We start from the raw sequence: 15241 nt of genomic DNA on the forward strand, positions 1-15241 counted from the left end.
GCTTCAGCGGGCCGCTTCCTTGGAGACCAGCGCCACCGCCTCGTCCACGTCGTCCGTCACGTGGAACAGGAGGAGGTCCTTCTCCGAGGCCTTGCCCTGGGCTACCAGGGTGTTGCGGAGCCAGTCCACCAGGCCGCCCCAGTACGCGCTGCCGAACAGCACGATCGGGAAGCGGGTGACCTTCTGCGTCTGGACGAGGGTGAGCGCCTCGAAGAATTCGTCGAGGGTGCCGAGGCCGCCGGGCAGGACCACGAAGCCCTGCGCGTACTTGACGAACATCATCTTCCGCACGAAGAAGTAGCGGAAGTTCAGGCCGATGTCGACGTACGGGTTGAGGCCCTGTTCGAAGGGCAGCTCGATACCGAGGCCGACGGAGACACCGCCCGCCTCCAGGGCGCCCTTGTTGGCCGCCTCCATCGCGCCGGGCCCACCGCCCGTGATGACCGCCCAGCCGGCCTCGACCAGGCCCCGGCCCAACTGCGCAGCGGCCTCGTACTCCGGCGAGTCAACCGGCGTCCGCGCGGAGCCGAACACACTGATCGCGGCCGGGAGTTCGGCGAGCGTGCCGAAGCCCTCGATGAACTCCGACTGGATGCGCAGCACCCGCCAGGGGTCCGTGTGGACCCAGTCGGAGGGGCCACCGGCGTCCAGCAGACGCTGGTCCGTCGTGCTCGCGGTCACCTGACCGCGCCGTCGGAGGACCGGTCCCAGGCGCTGCTCGTCCGGCGGCACCTTCTTCCCCTCGGGGTTCCCGGTAGGCATATGTGCGCTCCCTCCGCTTGCAGGTATATCTGCCTCAGCGTAGATCCACCCGGGTTACAGGCGCGGGACGTCGGCATGTCGGGTGCGAAGCGCCGTCGTGTGGCTCAGCCGGCCAGCCAGGCGCGCAGACGCTCCTCGCCCGCCAGGATCTTCCCGGTTTCGACCCTTTCGTCCCGCTTGTGCGCCAAGTGCGGATTGCCGGGACCGTAGTTGACCGCCGGGACGCCGAGGGCCGAGAAACGGGAGACGTCGGTCCAGCCGTACTTGGGCATCGGGGTACCGCCGACCGCCTCGATGAACGCGGCCGCGGCCGGGTGGGAGAGGCCGGGCAGCGCCCCGGGGCTGTGGTCGTCGACCACGAACTCCTCGACCCCGCAGTCGGCGAAGACCTCGCGGACATGCGCGATCGCCTCCTCCTCGGAACGGTCGGGGGCGTACCGGAAGTTGACGGTGACCACACACGCGTCGGGGATGACGTTGCCCGCGACGCCGCCCGAGATACCGACCGCGTTGAGGCCCTCGCGGTACTCCAGGCCGTCGATGACCGGATAGCGCGGCTCGTAGGCGGCGAGGCGGGCGAGGATCGGGGCGGCCCGGTGGATCGCGTTGGAGCCCATCCAGGAGCGCGCGGAATGGGCCCGCTCGCCCGTGGTCTTCAGCAGGACGCGCAGGGTCCCCTGGCAGCCGCCCTCGACCTCACCGTCGGAGGGTTCGAGGAGGACCGCGAAGTCGCCTGCCAGCCACTCCGGGTGGGCTTCGGCGACATGCCTGAGGCCGTTCAGGTGGGCGGCGACCTCCTCGTTGTCGTAGAAGACGAAGGTCAGGTCGCGGTTGGGGGCGGGGACGGTGGCCGCGATGCGCAGCTGGACCGCGACGCCGGACTTCATGTCGCAGGTGCCGCAGCCCCACAGCACGCCGTCGTCGTCCAGCCTGGACGGCACGTTGTCGGCGATCGGAACGGTGTCGATATGGCCGGCCAGGATCACGCGCTCGGAGCGGCCGAGGTTCGTCCGGGCGATCACGTTGTTGCCGTGGCGGTCGACCGTCAGATGCGGCAGGGCACGCAGCGCGGCCTCGATGGCGTCCGCGAGCGGCTTCTCGGTGCCGCTCTCCGAGGGGAAGTCGACGAGTCGCGCGGTCAGCGCGGCGGCGTCCAGCGAGAGGTCAAGCGAGGTGTCGGCCATGGTCCCGACCCTAGCGCGCGCCACCGGGCGGCCGGGTTCACAGGCTTACGGGCCCGGCGGTGAGCGCCTCGTACTGTCCAGTATGTTGTACGCGTGCCAGAGCCGTCCCACATCCGCCCCAAGCGTCGCCGCCGTGTCCTGCGCTTCGTGTCGGGCTTGCTGATTCTGTGCGCCGTCGCGGCCTATCTGGTCGTCCAGTACGTCACCGGAGGCGGCGGCACCGAGGGCTGCAAGGTCGTCTCGGACCGCAGCGGCGGCGAGTCGTACCAGTTCACACCCGAGCAGGCGGTGAACGCGGCGACGATCGCCGCCGTCGGCACCGGGAGAGGTATGCCCGAGCGGGCGGTGGCCATCGCCCTGGCGACCTCGATCCAGGAGTCGGGACTGCGCAACATCCAGCACGGCGACCTCGATTCGCTGGGCCTGTTCCAGCAGCGGCCCTCGCAGGGCTGGGGCACCGCGAAGCAGATCCTGGACCCGGCGTACGCGGCGGGCATGTTCTACGCCCACCTGGCCAAGGTGCCCGACTACGAGACCCTGCCGCTCACGGTGGCCGCGCAGCGCGTGCAGCGCAGCGGCTACCCGGAGGCGTACGCCAAGCACGAGACCGACGCCACGCTGCTCGCGGCGGCGCTGACCGGGCAGGCGGCGGCCACGCTGACGTGCGACGGGCGCCCGGCGGCCACCACCGAGGCGACGGGCCCGGACGCGGTACGGACCGCGCTGGTACGGGACTTCGGGCGGGACGCGGTCGAGGAGGCCGGTGCGGAGGTGAACGGCTCGTCCACGGGTTCGCCGGCACCGACGCCGAGCGTGACCGCGACGGCGCACGGGAGGACCGTGACCGTGCCGGTGCCGGAGGGCGCGAAGACCGACAGGTCCGGGCGAACCGAGAGCGAGCGCGGCTGGCAGCTGGCGCACTGGGCGGTGGCCAACGCCTCGGCACTGCACATCCAGCGGGTGTCGTACGCCGGCCGGGAGTGGTCCGCCGGGAGCACGGACAGCCGGTGGCAGCCGACGGCCGGTTCGCAGGGAACGGGCGGTGCCGAGAAGCCCGCCGGGTCGGTGCGGATCGTGACCGGACAGTAGTTCGGACTTTCACTCCGACGGGTCGGCCCGGGCGGGTCGCGCACCTGGTGTGCCCAGGTGTTCGCACGGCCGCTGGCGCATGCGCGAAGCCCCTTGGAAGCACAGGGCCGTAAGGATTCTGCGGGTTTCGGCGGGGGTCTCGACCCAGGCACTCTTTGCCCGTTTTTATCCACACCCGATAATGCGATGCGTTATCAATTCTTTACCTTCTGCTTCCGCAACCTTCGCGGGCTTCGAGCGGTAGTCACGGCGATCACGTTCCCTCCCGTCGAATGGAGCATCATGTCCCTCCCTCTGACCCGCCGGATCGCCCGTGCCGCGCTGCTCGTCGCAGCGGGAGCGGCTGCCGGGGTCGGTGCGGCCGGCTCCGCCAGCGCGGCCCCGAGTCTGCCGGCCGCCCCGAACCTGGGTGGTCTGACCGCCCTGGACGGAGCGAGCGTCGGCAACACCGCCGACGCTGCGGCGCAGAACGTCACCGGGGCCGTCGCCCACACCGGTGGCAAGGCGGTCGAGTCGGCGCTGCCGGCCGCGGGCAAGACCGGCGGCAAGGCCGTCAAGGTGGCGGCGCCGGTGGTGCAGCACGCCGCGGGCGACGCGGCCGGCTCCGCCGGTGGGCTGCTGGGCGAGACGGCGGCCACCGCGACGAAGGGTGGGCTGCCGACGGACGGGCTCGCCAAGGGGGGGCTGCCCGTCAAGGGCCTGCCGCTGGGCGGCTGACGCCGCGGCGCCGGTGATGTGAGAAGGGACCCGGGTTTCCCCGGGTCCCTTCTCGTTGTGCGTTGGCTGCGGACCCTCGGGCGCGTCACTCAGGAGAGCCGCTCCACGGCCGTCCGCACGCGCTCGTCCGTCGCCGTGAGCGCCACGCGTACGAACTTTCCGCCCGCCTCACCGTAGAAGTCGCCCGGTGCCACCAGAATGCCGCGCTCGGCCAGGTGGGCCACCGTCTCCCAGCAGGACTCGTCCCTGGTCGCCCAGAGGTAGAGGCTCGCCTCGCTGTGCTCGATGCGGAAGCCGTGAGCCACCAGCGCGTCGCGGAGGAGGCCGCGGCGGGCCGCGTAGCGCTCGCGCTGTTCCCGGACGTGGGTGTCGTCGGACAGGGCCGCCACCACCGCCGCCTGCGTCGGTGCCGACGTCATCATGCCGCCGTGCTTGCGGATCTCCAGGAGGGGGCCGAGGACCGCCGGGTCGCCGACCAGGAAGGCCGCGCGGTAGCCCGCCAGGTTGGAGCGCTTGGAGAGGGAGTGGACGGCCACGATGCCGTCGTACGAGCCGCCGTTCACGTCCGGGTGCAGGACCGAGACCGGGTCGGCCTCCCAGCCCAGTTCGAGGTAGCACTCGTCGGAGAAGACCAGGACGCCGTGGGCACGGGCCCAGGTGACGATCTCGGTCAGCTCCTGCTGGGACAGGACCTTGCCCGTCGGGTTCGACGGGGAGTTCAGCCAGAGGAGCTTCAGGCCGCTCGGGTCCAGCTCGCGCGGGTCGTCGTAGACCTCGTACTCCGCGCGGGCCAGACGGGCGCCGACCTCGTACGTGGGGTACGCGAGGCGCGGGTAGGCGACCCGGTCGCCGGGGCCGAGGCCCAGCTGGGTGGGGAGCCAGGCGACAAGTTCCTTGGAGCCGACGATCGGCAGGACATGGCGGTGGGTGACATCGCGGGCGCCCAGGCGGCGCTCGACCCAGCCGGTGATCGCGTCGCGCAGCTCAGGGGTGCCCCAGACCGTGGGGTAGCCGGGCGAGTCGGCCGCGTCGATCAGGGCCTTCTGGACCAGGTCGGGGACCGGGTCCACCGGGGTGCCGACCGAGAGGTCGACTATGCCGTCCGGGTGCGCCGCAGCCGTCTTTTTGTACGGCTCCAGCTTGTCCCACGGGAAGGTGGGCAGACGGTCGGAGACTGCGGACACGGTCACTGGCTCACTTTCTTCGGTACGACCGGTACGGCCATACGACTGGTACGGCCGGTACGGGAAACGCCTCGGTCCCGCAGGCGCCGATCGGGTGTGATCAGGCCGTACGGGACCGAGGCGGCACGGTGGTGCGGCGGGCCGCCGGTATGGGTTACTCGGCCTGCGGGGGCAGCGCGGCGACGAAGGGGTGGTCGCGCTCGATGAGGCCCAGCTTGCTGGCGCCGCCGGGAGAGCCGAGCTCGTCGAAGAACTCGACGTTGGCCTTGTAGTAGTCCTTCCACTCCTCCGGAGTGTCGTCCTCGTAAAAGATCGCCTCGACCGGGCAGACCGGCTCACAGGCACCACAGTCAACGCATTCGTCCGGGTGGATGTACAAGGACCGCTGGCCCTCGTAGATGCAGTCGACCGGGCACTCCTCGATGCACGCCTTGTCCTTCACGTCGACACAAGGCTGCGCGATGACGTAGGTCACGCTGTCGTTCCTCCTCGATTGGGCGCTGGCGGGCCTCCGTAGGCTCCGCCGCCTGGCGCGCGGGAGCGCGGCGTCGTCGATGCCCGCCTCTAGTATCTCCGTTCTTGGGCATGATCCGAACAGGAGGGGTGAACTGACCAGTGGAAATCTCGGCCGCAGGACGCTTCGAGGTCCGTATCACCGCTGCTGACGTGGGTAAACGGGTCTCAGTGCGCCGTTTGACAGGAAATGGTGTCACCGGGGAGAAGTTCACCGACACGGTGGGTGTTCTCACATCATGGGACGACGCCGGCATGCTGACCATCACACGGCGGGACGGTGAGACCGTCCGGATACCGGAGTCCGCGCTGGTGGCGGCCAAGGTCGCCCCGGCGGCCCCGGCGCGGCGGCGCGGACCGGCGGCGACCTATCGGGAACTCGCGCGTGTCGCCTCGCGCGGCTGGCGGCCGGTGGACAGCGAACAGCTCGGCGAGTGGGAGCTGCGGGCCGCCGGAGGGTTCACCCGGCGGGCGAACAGCGTGCTGCCGCTCGGCGAGCCGGGGCTGCCGCTCGACGCGGCCCTGGACGTCGTACGGCGGTGGTACGGCGAGCGGGGGCTGCCCGCGTATGTGCAGACCGCTACCGGCGCCGAGGGCACGCAGGAGCTGCTCTGCGCGGAGCTGGAGCGGCGGGGCTGGGTGCGTGAGGTGAGCGCCGAGCTGTGGATCGGGGCTCTGGCGCCCGTGGCGGACCTGGCGGAGGGGGCCGGCGTTGTGCTCTCCCGGACGGCCGACGAGGCCTGGCTGGCGCGCTACCAGCGCAAGGGGTTGAGCGAGGTCGCGTTGCGGGTGCTGGGGGGCGGTCCTTCGGTGTGGTTCGCGACCGTTCCCGGCGAGGGCGCCCCGGCGGCCGTCGGGCGCCTGGTGGTGGACGGCCGGTGGGCGGGGTTCGCCGCCGTCGAGGTGGATCCGGCCCTACGGCGGCGGGGGCTGGCCACCGAGGTCATGGCCGCGCTCGCCCGGCGGGCGCTGGAGGAGGGCGCTTCGGCGGCCTGGCTCCAGGTGGAGGCGGAGAACGCGGGGGCGCGGGCGATGTACACCGGGCTGGGGTTCGGGGCGCACCACGCGTACCACCACTACAGGGCGCCGGAGGCGGACGGCTTCTGAGGCCGCCGCGGTACGGATCATTCCGGAAGGGCACGAAACAGCTATGCATCCCCCTTTTCCAGACCCAGACCCGGATCCACGTCCGCATCCGCGTCCGCCGTCGCCGGAGCGGGCCGCCGACGTGGGGCGGCGGTTCGCCGAGGAGGCGCGGTCCGAGCGGCCCGATCTGGCGACGCTGTGTCTGCTGCTGGGCGCCGCGGCCGACGGCTCACTGGACGAGGCCGGGATCGACGCGGCGCAGATGGAGCTGGACCGGCTGGCCGGGCAGCTGCCGTACCGGCCGGGCGGCCCGCTGGCCTGGGCCACGGCGGCTCACCGGGTGCTGGGCGAACGGTTCGGCTTCCACGGCGCCGCAACGGACTACCGCCGGCTGGAGTCCTCCCTGCTGCACGAGGTGCTGCGCCGGCGGCGCGGGCTGCCGATCCTGCTGTCCGTGGTGTGGCTGGAGGTGACGCGGCGGGCGGGAGCGCCGGTGTACGGGGTCGCGCTGCCGGGGCACTTCGTGGTGGGGTTCGGGCCGGCCGAGGACCAGGTGCTGGCCGATCCGTTCGACGGGGGGCGGGTGCTGAGCGGGGCGGACGCGCAGACGCTGGTGGTGGGCGCGGCGGGGGTGCCGCTGGAGCCGGAGATGCTGGAACCGGCCGATCCGCTGGACGTCCTACGGCGGATCCTCAACAACGTACGGGCGTGGGCGGCGGCCCGGCCGGAGCGGTCGGACGTGGGTCTGTGGGCGGTGGACCTGTCACTGCTGATGCCCTCCCACCCGGCCCGGCTGCGGTACGACCGGGCGCGGCTGCTGGTGCAGCGGGGTGACTTCGTCGACGGCGCCGAGGAGCTGGAGGAGTACGCGGGGTTGATCGACGCGGTGGACGAGGGGGCGGCGGAGAAGGTCCGGGGAGAGGCCCGGGCGGCGCGGGCCCGTCTGAACTGAGCGGGACCGCCGCCGGGCGGCGGGGGCGACCCCGCACGCCGGAGATCCGTCAGGCCGATTCGGGCTGGGTGAGACCGAGCAGTCCGGGGGCTGTGGGCCTCGGCGCGGGCCCGACCGAGGAGGAGCTGGCGGCGCGGTCCGCGCTGATGGCGCCGGCGGGTATCGATGGTCTCCCTCACCGCGCACGGCCGCGCTCGGCGCGGACCAGCGCGAGGTCTTCGTCGGCGTGCTGCGCGAGATGGCCCGGGTGCTCGACCAAGTCGACCAGCAAGTCCCCGACGAGTAGGCGGCCGGGCGCTACAGCCAGCCCTTCTCCCGCGCGATCCGGACCGCTTCCGCCCGGTTCCGTACCGCCAGCTTCTGGATCGCCGTCGAGAGGTAGTTCCGTACCGTCCCCTGCGAAAGGTGCAGCGCCGCCGCCAACTCCGCGTTCGTCGAGCCGTCGGCCGCCGCGCGGAGGACCTCTCGCTCGCGGTCGGTCAACGGGTTGGCGCCCTCCGCCAGGGCCGCCGCGGCCAGGGTCGGGTCGATGACGCGCTCGCCGGCCAGGACCTTGCGGACGGCCTCGGCGAGTTGGGCGGCGGGGGCGTCCTTGACCAGGAACGCGTCGGCGCCCGCCTCCATCGCGCTGCGGAGGTAGCCGGGGCGGCCGAAAGTGGTGAGGACGACGAGTCTCACCGTCGGCAGCGCCTTGTGGAGCTGGGCCGCCGCCTCGATGCCCGTGCAGCCCGGCATCTCGATGTCGAGCAGGGCCACGTCGATGGCGTGCTCCCGCGCGGCCGCCAACACCTCGTCGCCGCGCGCTACTTGGGCCACGACCTCGATGTCGTCCTCCAGGCCCAGCAGGGCGGCCAGCGCCTCGCGGACCATCGACTGGTCCTCGGCGAGGAGGACCTTGATCGTGCTGCTCATGCCCCGGATCCTACGGCCACGCCGACGCCGAGCGGGACCCGGGCGACCAGCCGGAAACCGTGCTTCAGGCGGCCCGCCTCCAGCGTGCCGCCGGCCTTCTCCAGGCGCTCGGTGAGCCCGGTGAGGCCGTTGCCGGGACCCTTGCCGGAGCCGCCCGTGCCGTTGTCCTCGACGGAGAGTTCGAGGACCGGGCCGTCCAGGGTCTGGCGGCGCAGCAGCTCCACCGTGCAGGCGGTCGCGCCGCTGTGCCGTACGACGTTGGTGATCGCCTCCCGGAGTGCCCACGCGAGGGCCGCCTCGCCGTCCTCGGGTACGCCGGTGAGGTCGGGGTCGGCCGGGACCTCGGCGGTGACCGTGGCGGCGGTCAAGGCGACCTGGGCGCCCGCGAGTTCGGCGGCGAGCCGGGGACGCCGGTAGCCGGTGACCGCCTCGCGGACGTCCACCAGGGCCTGCCGGCTGACCTGTTCGATGTCGGAGACCTGCTGGGCCGCCTTGCCGGGGTGGTCGGGGAGCATCCGGCCGGCCAGTTCGCTCTTCAGGGTGATGAGGGAGAGCGAATGCCCCAGCAGGTCGTGCAGGTCGCGGGCGAGCCGCAACCGCTCCTCGTTCGCGGCCAGTTGGGCGACGGTGGCGCGGGCCTTGCGCAACTCGACGGTGGTGGCGACGAGTTGCCGTACACCGGTCATGGAGTAGCCGACCAGGAGCACCACCAGGAACAGGCCCCAGGCCTCGCCCAGGTCGTGGGCGTGCCAGCCCGCCAGCATCATGGCGGCGGTGGTCAGCGGGATCGTCCAGTAGGCCACCCGCAGCGGAAAGGTCACCCCGCACATGACGGACACGTACACGAACAGGCCGAGCCAGGAGCTGCCGAGACTGAGCGCCAGGACGACCGCGAGCGTCCACTCCACGGCGATCGCGGCGGAGACGACCCGGCCCCGGAAGGGCCGGCCCATGGAGCGGAACACGATGGACAGGTAGATCCCGACGAAGGCCGTCAGGCCCGCCCAGCCGGCCACCGTGGCCCCTGTGGTGTGGTGGCCGGAGGCCAGGTCGTCCGCCGGGGAGGCGAGGAAGACCAGCCAGGGCAGGACCCATACCAGCTTGCGCATCGCCTCGCCCCGGTTGCGGGGCGGCAGGCCGATCCGCACCAGCCGCTCCGCCCTGGCTTCGTCGCCGGGCCGCAGGTCTTCCGTCATCGTGCTCACGCCTTCAGCGTGTCCTTCCGGTACAGCCAGGCCGCGCCGCCGACGAAGAGGGCGAAGAAGACGACGAGGATGGCGATGTCCTGGGCGTGCGGGGCCTGACTCTGTTCGATGGCCCGCCCCAGTGCAGCGTACGCGTGCGTGGGCAGCCACTTCGCGATGTCCTGGAGCCAGGTCGGGAAGGCGGAGGAGGGCCACCACAGGCCGCCCAGGATCGACAGGCCGAAGTAGGTGATCATCGTGATCGGGCGGACCGCGTCCCCGGAGGCGAGGTAGCCGATGGCGACGCCGAGGGCGGCGAAGACCAGGCTGCCGGCCCAGATGGCGCCGGTGAGGGCGAGCCACTGCCAGGCGTCGAGGCGTACGTGCTTCACGGATGCGGCGACCAGGAAGACGACCACGATGGACGGGAGGCTGACCACGGCGGCGCTGGCGGTCTTGGCGAGGACGTATCCGCGCCCGGGCAGGGTGGTCAGCCGCAACTGCCGTACCCAGCCGCTCTCACGCTCCTTGGCGATGCGCTCGCTGTTGCCCATCAGGACAGCGGTCAGGGCGCCGAAGGAGGCCATGGAGACCATGACGTAGGCCGCCAGGGAGAGCCCCGAGTTGTCGACGGTCTGGCTGGTGCCGCCCTGGCCGGCGACCAGCAGGAAGATGATCGACGGGTAGATCACCGAGAAGAACAGGAACTTGCGGTTGCGCAGGGCCCGGGCGAGCTCCAGCTTGATCAAGGCGTTCACGACTGCGTGGCCTCCTTGGCCTCTTCGGCCTCCGTGATGGCGACGAACGCCTGCTCCAGGCCGAGCCCGGCGACTTCGAGGTTGCGGGGGTAGACGCCCAGGCCGTAGAGGGCGTGGACGGTGGCGTCGGCGTCGGACGACTGGACGCGGACCGTCTGGCCGGAGACGTCGATGGCGGTGAGGAACGGCAGCGCCCGCAGCGACGCCTCGTCGATCTCGCCCTCCAGGTCGAAGGAGATCCGGCGCGCGCCCGCCTTGGCCTTGATCTCGGCGGCGGTGCCGTCGGCCAGCAGCCGGCCCCGGTGCAGCACCAGCACCCGGTCGGCGATGGCGTCGGCCTCTTCGAGGTAGTGGGTGGCGAAGAGGACGGTACGGCCCTGGTCGGCCTGTTCGCGCATGGTGGCCCAGAAGGCCTGGCGGGCGGAGACGTCCATGCCGGTGGTCGGCTCGTCCAGGACGATCAGGTCGCTGTCGCCTGCGGTCGCGAGGGCGAAGCGGACCCGCTGGGACTGGCCGCCGGAGAGCTTGTTGACCTTGCGGTCGGCGATCTGCGAGATGCCCGCGCGGGCGAGGACGTCGGTGACCTTGTAGGGCCTCGGGTGCAGCCGGCAGGCCAGCCTGACGAGTTCGGCGACCGTGACCTCGTCCATCAGGCCGCCGCTCTGCAGCATCGCGCCGACCCGGCCGGCGACGATGGCCTCGCGTGGGGTCATGCCGAAGACGCTCACCGAGCCGGTGTCGGCCTGCTTGAGGCCAAGCAGCAGATCGAGCGTGGTCGACTTGCCCGCGCCGTTGGGCCCGAGCAGGGCCACGGTCTCCCCCGGGTGCAGCCGCAGCGAGAGCCCGTCGACGGCCCGCACCTTCCCGTAGGTCTTGCTCACCTGGTCGAACCCGACCACCACCGGGGTGCCGGTGGTGGTCGTCGCCGCTGTCGTTGTCATGCCGTCCATGCTGGCGGCGAGCCCCTGGCCGGGGGCAGTGCCGACCGTCCGGAGTGCCGTATGACAGATGTCATCCGCACGGCGTGACACGCGAGAGGGGGCGTCCGGTGCTCACCGGGCGCCCCCTCTCGGAGTGGGCGTCAGCTGGGGTTCGTGTCGATGACTCCGACCCGCTCCGCCGTCGTCTTGCCGACCAGCGCCTTGCGCAGCGCGGAGGCGACGTCCTGCGGGGTGACGGCCGTCTTCTGCCCGGTGCCCCGGGTGATCAGCACGCCGTCGAAGGTGCTGCCGTACGCCTCTTTGAGCGCCACCAGGTCGTACGTCTCCACCAGCTTGCCGTCCACGGCCTTGAAGCCGAGGATCTTCGGCAGGGACACGGGCCCGAACGGGATGCTGTGCGCCGCGTCCGTCTGCACGTACACCTTGGCGGACATCGCCGGCTCCGCGAACGCCTTCATCTCGCGGTCGACCTCCGCGTTGGAGACCGTCGGCTGCACGGTGGCCGTCGGTACGACGACCGCGGAAGCCGCGTTCGTCTCCACCATCGACTCGTACGCCTGCTCGACCGCCTTCGTGGAGGCGGCCGCGTCGATGCCCTTGCCCGCCTTGCCGTAGACCGCGACGGCCTTGCCGGAGACGAACTTGATCGTGCCCTCGGTGACCGAACCGGAGCTGCCGCCGAGCCCCTTGAGAGCGGCCTGGAGCTTCTCCTCGTCGACCGGCATGACGGGCTGGACGACCCTCTTCTGGCCGAACAGGGAGCCGATCACGGAGACCGGGTTGTAGTCGCTCTTGGCGGCCGCCCCGACCGTGGACTGGATGTCGAACTGCAGGCCCGCCTGGTCCGGCGGCAGCGAGACGGCCTTGCCGTCGACCGACAGCTTCAACGGCTTGTTCACCCGCGAGCCGAACGCGTCGTCGAGTTTCTTGACGGCGTCGTCGCGGGTGCCACCGCCGATGTCGACGCCGAGCACGGTGGTGCCCTTGGGCACGTCGGAGTGGTTCATCAGGAGCCCGGCGCCGTAGACACCGAGGCCGGCGACCACCACGACACCGACGAGCAGCGGCAGCTTGCCCCGCTTCTTCTTGGCCTTGGCCTTGGCCTTGCCCTTGGACTCGGCGGGGGGCGGCGAGACCGGCTCGGGCAGCTTCGGGGGCGTGTGCGGCAACGGCCCGTCGGTGGGCGCGCCCGGCCCGAACGGGGAGTTCGCGCCCGGCGGTACGACCGGGATGCCGCTGGTGACGGTGTGTCCGGAGACGTTGTCCGCCGGGGTGCCGTAGCCGGGCGTGCCCGGTTGGCGGGCGGGCTTCTGCGGGGTGAGGATGGCGGTGTCGTCGCTCAGGCCCCCGCCGGGGCCGAGGCCGGGATCGGCGGGGGCGGGGCGCGCGCCGGGTCCGGCCAGGGCGGCATGTCGGGCGGGGCCGCCCGGGCCGGCGGGGGTGCTGGGCGCGCCGAAGGGCTCGCCGCCGTTGAAGGACGCGCCGCCCGGACCGCCGGGGCCGCCGAAGGAATCGCCGCCGTTGACCGGCGGTACGAACGGGCCGTCGCCGGTGACCGGGCCGCCGGTGGGGCCCGCCGGGCCCTGCGGGCCGCCGGGTCCACCTGGGAGACCGGGGCCGTTGAAGCCGCTGGGGCCGCCGGGACCGGCCGGGCCGCCACCGGGCGCGCCTGAACCGGGCTGGGCGCCGTTCTGGCCGCCGTTCTCGGAGAAGTACGGCAGTTCGTCCCGGCGGGGCTCGCCGGGGTCCTTCGCGCCGCCCCGGGGGCCGCCGAGCGGGCCCGCGGCGAGCGCCTCGGTCACGTCGAAGGAGCCGGTGCCGCCGCCGTGCCCGGGAGCCACCGGGCCGCCGGTCGCGCCCGTGGGCATCCCCGCGCCGTTGGTCGCGCCGGGCCGGGACGTGCCGGGCACGCTCATGGAGCCGACGACACCGCCGGGGCGGCCGCCGTTCGGACGCGGAGCGCCCAGGGCGCCCTGCGCGGCCGGGCCGTTCGGCGCCGGGGCGGGCGAACCGGTGGGCGTACCGGCGCCGTTGCCGGCGCCACCGCGCTGACCGCCCTTGGCCGGGCCGGACTTGCGCGGCGCGAACCAGTCGCTGGGCTTCTCCCCGGTGGCGGGCGCGGTGTCGGCGGGCGGCTCGACGGTGCCGGTGGACATGGCGGCGCCCGTCGGCTGCGCGTGCGTGCCCGTCTCCTCGCCGGCGCCGCCCTCGGCGTCCGCGACAGGGGTACGGACGACCACGGGCGGAATCGGCCGGGATCCGGGGATGTTGATCCGGATCCGGGTCGTCAGCGTGGTCTCGGTCTTGCGCTCCTCCGGCCGCGCGGCCGGACGGCCCGCGGCCTTACCGTCGTCGGAAGCCATGGGGGTCCCGTACGGCGGTGTGCCCGAGGGGTATGCGGCTCCGCCGTGCCCGTCGGGCCCGGAGGAAGGAGTGTCAGTTTCACGACTCAAGGCAGGTTCTCCCGGTTGGCTCCGCCGCCCGTACGACCTTGCTCGGGCGGCTCGGCGGCGCGCACCACCATACTGGCCACTTCTGGCGCTTATCCCATGACCGCCGGGGAAACCCACACCGGACTCGCACGCGCGGCCCACGGCGAAGTGGTACGTCACTTGCCAAGTCGGGCGCCGTCCGCGTCGGGTTGCCGCCCCAAACCTGTTGTGGCGCAGATCACAGCAAGCGCCATGCCGCCGAGCAGGAAGAGGTAAGAACCGCTTCCCGCACCGAACAGGAAGTCACCTTCGGGTCTGCTGGCGGTGAGCAGGATGACGGCGACGACCCAGCCGAACGCGGGCGCCACGGCCCCGGACCGGCTGCCCACCGCCCGCGACCCGCCGAGGAAGAGCCCGGCGGCGCCGGCCAGGGCGAGCAGCAGTCCGCCGGGGAACCAGGCGGCCTGGACGAGGGCCCCGGCGAGGCCGACGACCACGCCGAGCACGATCAGCCCGAGCAGGCCCGCGATCCGCCCGGCGGAGGGCCGCTGCAACGGTTGCGCGAGCATCGAGCCGCGTCCGGCGGAACTCATGACGCCTCCCCGATACCGGCGAAGAGGTCGGTCTCGCGTCCGGCGCCCGGCTCGCCGCCCGCCAACTCGTAGTACTCCGTGGTGAACACGGGCTGCGCCAGCTCGTTGGAGAGCGCGAAGTAGGGGGCGCCGTGCGGGGCCACCTCGACCTGGGTGGCGTGGGCGGCCATCGCGGCGGTCTTCGCGGCGGCGTACGCGGTGCCGTCGATCTCGGTGGTGACCCGGTGGTCGTCGACCACACCCGGTACGTCGTCGACGGCGGCGGCCTTCTCGAACGGCAGTCCGGGCAGATCGTCGTGGAGCCGGGAGAAGGCGGCCTGGGCGACCGTGCGGGGGACGCGGTTCCAGTAGACCTTGGAGACGCGGTGGCCGGCCTCGGCGGCGAGCTCGACGGCCCGCATGGCGACGCGGTGGGCCTGGATGTGGTCCGGGTGGCCGTAGCCGCCGTTGTCGTCGTAGGTGACGAGGACCTGGGGTCGGATCTCCAGGATCACCTCGACCAGATGCCCGGCGGCCTCGTCGACGTCGGCCTGCCAGAAGCAGCCGGGTGCGTCGTTGTCGGGCAGGCCCGTCATCCCGGAGTCGCGGTAGCGGCCGGGGCCGCCGAGCAGCCGGAAGTCGTCGACACCCAGCTCACGCGTGGCGGCGGTGAGTTCCCCCATCCGGTACTCGCCGAGCGCGACGCCGGTCAGATGCCGCAGCTCGGGCGGGATGACCTCGCCGCCCTCGCCGAGCGTGCAGGTGACCAGCGTCACATGGACACCTTGGTCCGCATAGCGGGCCATGGTGGCGCCGTTGTTGATCGACTCGTCGTCCGGGTGCGCGTGCACGAGCAGCAGACGCCGGGCGGGTAGCGGTCGGGCGGGCGGTTCCGTCATGTGCCCACCCTACGAAACGGCACCGACAGCGCCACGCAGACCCGGTCGAGAGGTCG

Annotated in this window: 15 protein-coding genes; 4 read left to right on the forward strand and 11 right to left on the reverse strand. The window is 72.5% G+C overall.

The features are described from left to right. Positions 1 to 3 precede the first annotated feature (3 nt). Both ACZ7OO_RS00975 and dapE read right to left on the reverse strand, forming a co-directional pair. Complete coding sequence (locus ACZ7OO_RS00975) at positions 4 to 762, reverse strand: LOG family protein (RefSeq protein ID WP_471500182.1); 759 nt, start codon at positions 760 to 762, stop codon at positions 4 to 6. A 104-nt stretch (positions 763 to 866) separates the two neighbouring features. After that, a complete protein-coding gene (gene dapE / locus ACZ7OO_RS00980) occupies positions 867 to 1946 on the reverse strand; it encodes a succinyl-diaminopimelate desuccinylase (protein ID WP_471500184.1) in 1080 nt (359 codons plus the stop codon). Positions 1947 to 2039: 93 nt separating this feature from the next. Between dapE and ACZ7OO_RS00985 the strand changes: the two genes are divergently transcribed. Both ACZ7OO_RS00985 and ACZ7OO_RS00990 read left to right on the forward strand, forming a co-directional pair. Continuing rightward, positions 2040 to 3035, forward strand: a complete 996-nt coding sequence (locus ACZ7OO_RS00985) for a VldE C-terminal domain-containing protein (RefSeq protein ID WP_471500186.1) — start codon at positions 2040 to 2042, stop codon at positions 3033 to 3035. A gap of 282 nt (positions 3036 to 3317) precedes the next feature. Continuing rightward, entirely contained in the window at positions 3318 to 3752 is a 435-nt protein-coding gene (locus ACZ7OO_RS00990; RefSeq protein WP_471500188.1) for an ATP-binding protein, read from the forward strand. A gap of 89 nt (positions 3753 to 3841) precedes the next feature. On the opposite strand, the gene ACZ7OO_RS00995 is transcribed toward ACZ7OO_RS00990, so the two are convergent. Both ACZ7OO_RS00995 and fdxA read right to left on the reverse strand, forming a co-directional pair. After that, positions 3842 to 4936, reverse strand: coding sequence for a bifunctional succinyldiaminopimelate transaminase/glutamate-prephenate aminotransferase (locus ACZ7OO_RS00995; protein ID WP_471501216.1), 1095 nt, complete (start codon positions 4934 to 4936; stop codon positions 3842 to 3844). Positions 4937 to 5090: 154 nt separating this feature from the next. Next, positions 5091 to 5411, reverse strand: a complete 321-nt coding sequence (gene fdxA, locus ACZ7OO_RS01000; RefSeq protein ID WP_007495984.1) for a ferredoxin — start codon at positions 5409 to 5411, stop codon at positions 5091 to 5093. A gap of 140 nt (positions 5412 to 5551) precedes the next feature. Between fdxA and ACZ7OO_RS01005 the strand changes: the two genes are divergently transcribed. Together ACZ7OO_RS01005 and ACZ7OO_RS01010 are read left to right on the forward strand one after the other, a co-directional pair. Continuing rightward, on the forward strand, positions 5552 to 6556 hold the full coding sequence (locus tag ACZ7OO_RS01005; RefSeq protein WP_471500190.1) for a GNAT family N-acetyltransferase: 1005 nt from the start codon (positions 5552 to 5554) through the stop codon (positions 6554 to 6556). 43 nt (positions 6557 to 6599) lie between these two features. Continuing rightward, on the forward strand, positions 6600 to 7487 hold the full coding sequence (locus tag ACZ7OO_RS01010) for a transglutaminase family protein (protein WP_471500192.1): 888 nt from the start codon (positions 6600 to 6602) through the stop codon (positions 7485 to 7487). Between the two features lie 297 nt (positions 7488 to 7784). Here the strand turns inward: ACZ7OO_RS01010 and ACZ7OO_RS01015 are convergent, their stop codons facing one another. From ACZ7OO_RS01015 to mshB, 7 genes are all read right to left on the reverse strand, one after another. Next, positions 7785 to 8399 carry a response regulator gene (locus tag ACZ7OO_RS01015; protein ID WP_471500194.1) on the reverse strand — a complete coding sequence of 205 codons (615 nt, stop codon included), beginning with the start codon at positions 8397 to 8399 and terminating at the stop codon, positions 7785 to 7787. Then, positions 8396 to 9595: a sensor histidine kinase gene (locus ACZ7OO_RS01020; RefSeq protein WP_471501218.1), complete on the reverse strand. Its 1200-nt coding sequence runs from the start codon at positions 9593 to 9595 to the stop codon at positions 8396 to 8398. The genes ACZ7OO_RS01015 and ACZ7OO_RS01020 overlap by 4 nt, the downstream gene beginning before the upstream one ends. Positions 9596 to 9600: 5 nt before the next feature. Next, positions 9601 to 10341 (reverse strand): ABC transporter permease, encoded by a 741-nt coding sequence (locus ACZ7OO_RS01025; RefSeq protein WP_471500196.1) that lies wholly within the window; start codon positions 10339 to 10341, stop codon positions 9601 to 9603. Continuing rightward, positions 10338 to 11282, reverse strand: coding sequence for an ABC transporter ATP-binding protein (locus ACZ7OO_RS01030; protein ID WP_471500198.1), 945 nt, complete (start codon positions 11280 to 11282; stop codon positions 10338 to 10340). Before ACZ7OO_RS01030 ends, ACZ7OO_RS01025 begins: the two co-directional genes overlap by 4 nt. A 140-nt stretch (positions 11283 to 11422) precedes the next feature. Next, entirely contained in the window at positions 11423 to 13735 is a 2313-nt protein-coding gene (locus ACZ7OO_RS01035) for a hypothetical protein (protein WP_471500200.1), read from the reverse strand. A 155-nt stretch (positions 13736 to 13890) separates the two neighbouring features. Then, positions 13891 to 14307: a DUF6113 family protein gene (locus ACZ7OO_RS01040; RefSeq protein WP_471500202.1), complete on the reverse strand. Its 417-nt coding sequence runs from the start codon at positions 14305 to 14307 to the stop codon at positions 13891 to 13893. Next, positions 14304 to 15185, reverse strand: a complete 882-nt coding sequence (gene mshB, locus ACZ7OO_RS01045; RefSeq protein WP_471500204.1) for an N-acetyl-1-D-myo-inositol-2-amino-2-deoxy-alpha-D-glucopyranoside deacetylase — start codon at positions 15183 to 15185, stop codon at positions 14304 to 14306. Before mshB ends, ACZ7OO_RS01040 begins: the two co-directional genes overlap by 4 nt. Positions 15186 to 15241 lie beyond the last annotated feature (56 nt).

The organism is Streptomyces sp. NPDC111744 (genome assembly GCF_055634995.1).

Excerpts from the sequence above, each read along its gene's own strand:
- ACZ7OO_RS00975 (WP_471500182.1), bottom strand. The coding sequence starts at position 762 with ATGCCTACCGGGAACCCCGAGGGGAAGAAGGTGCCGCCGGACGAGCAG.
- dapE (WP_471500184.1), bottom strand. The coding sequence starts at position 1,946 with ATGGCCGACACCTCGCTTGACCTCTCGCTGGACGCCGCCGCGCTGACC.
- ACZ7OO_RS00990 (WP_471500188.1), top strand. The coding sequence starts at position 3,318 with ATGTCCCTCCCTCTGACCCGCCGGATCGCCCGTGCCGCGCTGCTCGTC.
- ACZ7OO_RS01010 (WP_471500192.1), top strand. The coding sequence starts at position 6,600 with ATGCATCCCCCTTTTCCAGACCCAGACCCGGATCCACGTCCGCATCCG.
- ACZ7OO_RS01015 (WP_471500194.1), bottom strand. The coding sequence starts at position 8,399 with ATGAGCAGCACGATCAAGGTCCTCCTCGCCGAGGACCAGTCGATGGTC.
- ACZ7OO_RS01020 (WP_471501218.1), bottom strand. The coding sequence starts at position 9,595 with ATGACGGAAGACCTGCGGCCCGGCGACGAAGCCAGGGCGGAGCGGCTG.
- ACZ7OO_RS01030 (WP_471500198.1), bottom strand. The coding sequence starts at position 11,282 with ATGACAACGACAGCGGCGACGACCACCACCGGCACCCCGGTGGTGGTC.
- ACZ7OO_RS01040 (WP_471500202.1), bottom strand. The coding sequence starts at position 14,307 with ATGAGTTCCGCCGGACGCGGCTCGATGCTCGCGCAACCGTTGCAGCGG.
- mshB (WP_471500204.1), bottom strand. The coding sequence starts at position 15,185 with ATGACGGAACCGCCCGCCCGACCGCTACCCGCCCGGCGTCTGCTGCTC.